The sequence below is a fragment of the Streptomyces sp. NPDC046859 genome (assembly GCF_040645135.1).
Taxonomy (GTDB): Bacteria; Actinomycetota; Actinomycetes; order Streptomycetales; family Streptomycetaceae; genus Streptomyces.
This window is the reverse complement of record NZ_JBEYXR010000055.1, coordinates 1-4,807: the sequence shown is the minus strand read 5'-3', so window position 1 is coordinate 4,807 and position 4,807 is coordinate 1. Positions and strand designations below refer to the sequence as shown.

Below are 4,807 nucleotides of genomic sequence, written 5' to 3'. Positions count from 1 at the left end.
TTCCCACGGCTTCGGCCGCGCCACCTCGCACCCCCGGATCATCAGTCCCGGAGTGATCCAACCACCTCGAAGATCATTTCGTTAGGAGTTCTAAGTGGCCAACTTCTGGGCGGTCCTGTTACCGCCGGATACACCGCGTTCCCACGACAGCTCCCCTGGACACAGGACAACTCCCCGGCTCACAGGAAAAGTCGACCGCCTCCCCGACCCCACGTCCCTCACCACCGTGGCTCCGGATCGACGGGCGCCGCCAGGATGGGCTGCGAGGGCCTCCGGCCCGGCGGCCGCGCCTGCTAGCGAGGGGTGATCCCCAGTGACCGCACCCACCCCCCAGGTCGGGCTGCCCCGTTATGTTTTTCGCGGTCCTGCAAGAGGGCCGCTGGCCTCGGACCCGGCATGACTTTTGCCCCCTATCGAACGGATGACCTAGGGGGTGGTGTCACCGGGTCCGAGGGGTGCCGTCGGAGACGCTGATCAGAGGTCCGACCACCGTCCGGGCCGGGCGCAATGCCCGGCTGCTAGTGCGGCGGATCGGGCAGCGTACGGTGACCGTCGGCCTGACCCTGGGCATCGGCGCCGCGCTGATGGGGGCGGCGGTCGCACTCTGGGCGCAGCCGTCGGTGCTGCCCGTGGCCTTGGCGGGAACGCAGCTGATGTCCGGTGTCGCCGGAGGGCTGACCGTCTCGCCCAATCAGACTCAGGTGCTCCAGCACGCTCCGGCAGAGGCCGCCGGAGTGGGCGGCGGCATCCTGCAGATGGCCCAGCGCATCGCGACGGCTGTCTGTCTCAGCGCCGTCCCCGCGGTATATCTGCACGCCGCTTCCGGTCCGCCGGGAGGCAGCCACGCTCGGGCCGGGTACGCGCTGGCTTCCTGCGTCTGCGCCGGTCTGCTCGCCGTAGCGCTGCTGCTGTCACTGCTGCACCGTGCCGGAACACCACCCCGCCCGTCAGTACCCGCGTCGGCGGCCCACGCCGGCGCGGTCTCCGTCCTCAAGGGGGACGACGTGACCGCCCGTACCGGGAGTGCGCGTTTGCAACGAGAACATGGCCCGCACAAGAAGGTGTCGTTGCAGGACAGTCAAGCGGAGAGGCTCGCCTTGACCATCTTTTGACCCGTAGTTAGGTTCGGCCCATGCGGATCTTCGAGCGCCTTCGCAAACGGCGGGCCATTGATCTGATGCGCGTCGCCACCGCGGTGTGTAGCTGACCTTCACCGCGCTGCCTCGTTTCTTCCACCCTGGTTCCGCCTTTGGCTGTCTCTCGGTGACGTCTCCTGTGGCGGTGGCCTTTCTTTCTGTGAAGGAATGAATGATTTCTCGCATACTGCTGCTCGCCGACGAGCCGTTCGGGGCACTGGACGCCCTGACCCGGATCAGGATGCACGTCCTGCTGCTCCGGCTGTGCGAACGGCACCGGCGCGCCGTGCTCCTGGTCACGCACGACGTCGACGAGGCGATCGTCCTCGCGGACCGGGTAGTGGTGCTCGACCGGGGCCGGATCGCCGCCGACCTCCCGGTGGAGCTACCGGCACCGCGCCGCCACGGCAGCTCCGAGTACGCGGCCCTGCGTGACCGCCTGCTGGCAGAGCTGGGAGTGGACCTCGCGGAGGACGGCATCTCGGCATGACCGAACCGCGGCAGCCGACCAGGACCTCACCCGCACCGCCGAACGGGCCACTGTCCACGCCGTCCTCATCGCGGACGGCCCGTCTCCGGCCGACACGTCCGCCACTCCGGCCACTTCCGGCTGGAGCCGTTGAAGTGGCTGTCCGTGGCTCGACCGAGGTGGAAGGACGTTCGCCGCGCAAGAAGTTCGACGACTCACCCAGCCCGGACTTCGCTCCAGCTGCCGCACCACCTCGAGGGGGTGCCTGCGGCCACCGTGTGTCGCGGGCACGCTGGAGCAGCCCGCCTGTTCCGCACCGCGTGCCCAGGGCACCACGCCGCGCGACCACCACGACTGCCGCGCCCCGTCGGCAACCACACCTCTCTGGCCTCTCTCACCCACCGAAACTGAAGGAGAACGCGTGAATTCGACCAGATCCAGGACCGCCCTCGTCGTCCTGGGCGCGACGGCGCTGCTGACCGCGTCCGTCACGGTTCCCCAGGCCTCAGCTGCCGGCCGTACGTCTACGGTGCTCGCTTGGTACGACGCCACAGCCGAGACCGTCGCGACGGCCGGGGCGTCCACCCAGATCACCAACAGCCGTACCTGGGCCATCAGTTGGCTCGCGGCCGCGCGGGCGACCCGGAGCGTGCACGCCGGTGTCGAGCGCGGCGCGTATCAGGAGGCGGCGCTCGCCGCGGCTGTGCACCGGGCGCTGGTGAAGCTGGCACCGAGCCGCGCGGAGCAACTCGACGCCACGCTGAAGGAGACCCTCGACGCGATCCCCGACGGCCCGGCCGAGGACCGCGGCGTCGCGGCGGGGGAGCGGCAGGCCGACCTCGTCCTCAAGTCGAGGGAGGGCGACGGCCTCGACCCCACCTCGGTCAACGCGCCGTATGCCGTGAAGCCCGCGGCCCCCGGCGTGTGGCAGCCGACGCCACCCGCCTACGCCCCGGCGGCCCAGTACGGCAACCGTCTCGCCGAGCCGTTCCTGCTGAAGACGCAGAGTCAGTCCCGGCTTGACCCGCCGCCTGCCCTGGACTCCCGGCGCTACGCCGCCGACCTCGCCGAAGTGCGGGCGTACGGAGCCGTCGACAGCACGGCCCGCAGCACCCGGCAGACCGAGACCGCCACCTTCTGGCTCGGCTCCTCCCTCACCCTGTACACGGAGCCGCTGCGCGTGGCGCTCTCCCGCACGGACCAGGGCATCGCCGGGCAGGCGCGGCTGGTCGCGCTCTTCCACGTCGCACTGGTGGACACACAGATCGCCACCTCCGACAGCAAGTACGCCTATGAACGCTGGCGTGCCGTCACCGCGATCCGTAACGGCACCATCGACCCCGACCCGGACTGGACGCCGCTGCACACCACTCCCGCGCATCCGGACTATCCGAGCGGCCACAACACCTACTCGGGTGCAGCGGAGACCGTGCTGTCGGCGCTCGTCGGGCCGCGCACCGCGCCGTTCGCCCTGACCAGCCCCACCGCGCCCGGGGTGACCCGGACCTACACCACCTGGAAGCAGCTCTCGGACGAGAACGTCGACGCCCGGGTCTTCTCCGGTATCCACACCCGGTCGGCCGACGAGGCGGGGATCACGCTCGGCACGAACGTGGCAGGGTACGTTCTGCGGAACGCGGGACGACTCCTCACTTCCCACTGACCTCCGGCTCTCACCGGCATCGCGGAGCCCACTTCGTCGCGGAAGCGCAACGCAGTCCGTGGCCGCACCGAAGGCCCCCGCTGTCGTGCGAGGCCCCGGTGGGGCGGCGGGCCGCGAGTCCATCGGCCGCCCGGCGCGCTGCTGCGGCGCAACCTGCCGACCGCGGGGCCTGCCGCCGACGCCTCGCGGACTGAGCAGCCCGGACCCACGCTCAGCCGCCGAAGCACCTCGCGCAAGTGCCGCTCCCCGGGTCAGGAACCGGAGCCTGCTGTCGGAGTCCGGGTCGGGTACAGGGCCCGGTCGACCAGGGCGTGCCCTGATGCGCTCGCGTAGGAAGGCCGGGCCCCGGTCGCGGGTCCGGCCCCCGGTGCGTCCGCGCGCGAGTCTTGCGCGTTCATGATCACTGCATTGCGGTCTTGTGGCAGGCGTGCCCAGAGCGTCGACAGTGAGGGAGGAGTGGGGACACAGTGAACTCCGTTGTTGTGCAAGCGCTTTCTAGCGCCTTCGGAGGTCACCGTGTCTGGCGTCGACCGACGCACCGTCATCAAGGGCGCCGCAGCCGCGGCCGCCGCCGCCCCGTTCTCCTGGGCCCTGTCCCGCACCGCCGCCGCGGCGGACGGCGACGACACCGAGCTCCACTGGCTGGAGGGCTCGGCGCCCGAGATCCACGCCGGTGCCACCTGAGGGGTGCCGTGGAAGCGCGGCACGTACCGGCCGAACCAGAGCTTCCGGCTGACGACCGCGGCCGGTGACGACGTGCCCCTCCAGACCTGGGTCCCCGGCCAGTGGCCCGACGGATCGGTCAAGTGGACCGCCCACGCGATCGCGGCGGGAGTGCGCCGCTGACCCGGCAGACGATCAAGGGCGCCTTCGAGCTGGGTAGCGGCGCGACGTTCCCGGCAGGGGAGAGCCAGGTGCTGCACGGCCGGTCCTGGTCGGGTGCGGGCGCCGTTGTGCGGGTCGACGTCAGCACCGATGGTGGGACGAAATGGCGGCGGGCCCGACTGCACGACGGGCCGCGTTCCGGCACCTGGACGCGCTGGTCCGTCCCCTGGACACCTGGTACGCCCGGCCCGACACATTTGCTGGCAGGCGCCACGGACACGGCGGGCCACACCCAGCCGGACACCGCCGTGTTCAACACGCAGGGCTATCTGTTCGACGCGGTGGTGCGCCACCCGGTGACCGTGTGCGCAGCCCGGGGAACACAAGGAAGTACCGGTCGCGGACGAGGGCTTGTTCGGGGCCGGGCGTCGGCAGTGGCTGGGCGACGACGGCGAAATGCTCGGGGCCGGGCAGCCCCTCAGGGGCAGTGACGAGCCGGATCTCGCGGGTGGCGGACGGCAGGGGAGTGGCCATGGGGGCTCCTGTTCGGGAGAAGCGCAGCGGGCCGAGCGGGACGACTGGCCGGCGCGGGCGCGCAGACGTCAGCCCCTGACGCGCGCGGAGAAGGAGACCAACCAGTTCCGCATCGCCGAGACCCAGTCCATCAGGGACGAGGCGAAGAAGCGGGGCGTCAAGCTGCTGACGGCCAACGCC

Annotated in this window: 4 protein-coding genes and 3 pseudogenes; all 7 read left to right on the top strand. The window is 71.1% G+C overall.

What is annotated here, in order from left to right:
- Positions 1–545: 545 nt before the first annotated feature.
- Entirely contained in the window at positions 546–1,112 is a 567-nt protein-coding gene (locus ABZ899_RS36400; protein WP_361355176.1) for a hypothetical protein, read from the top strand.
- Between the two features lie 211 nt (positions 1,113–1,323).
- Positions 1,324–1,626 (top strand): annotated as a pseudogene (locus ABZ899_RS36395) (sulfonate ABC transporter ATP-binding protein); the annotation flags it as partial.
- Positions 1,627–2,026: 400 nt separating this feature from the next.
- Positions 2,027–3,268 carry a vanadium-dependent haloperoxidase gene (locus ABZ899_RS36390; RefSeq protein ID WP_361355173.1) on the top strand — a complete coding sequence of 414 codons (1,242 nt, stop codon included), beginning with the start codon at positions 2,027–2,029 and terminating at the stop codon, positions 3,266–3,268.
- A gap of 516 nt (positions 3,269–3,784) precedes the next feature.
- Entirely contained in the window at positions 3,785–3,952 is a 168-nt protein-coding gene (locus ABZ899_RS36385; protein WP_361355171.1) for a hypothetical protein, read from the top strand.
- Between the two features lie 3 nt (positions 3,953–3,955).
- Positions 3,956–4,114, top strand: coding sequence for a hypothetical protein (locus tag ABZ899_RS36380; RefSeq protein WP_361355168.1), 159 nt, complete (start codon positions 3,956–3,958; stop codon positions 4,112–4,114).
- Positions 4,099–4,458: pseudogene (locus tag ABZ899_RS36375) on the top strand (sulfite oxidase); the annotation flags it as partial. The gene ABZ899_RS36380 and the pseudogene ABZ899_RS36375, both read left to right, overlap by 16 nt.
- Before the next feature lie 46 nt (positions 4,459–4,504).
- Positions 4,505–4,807: pseudogene (locus ABZ899_RS36370) on the top strand (hypothetical protein); the annotation flags it as partial.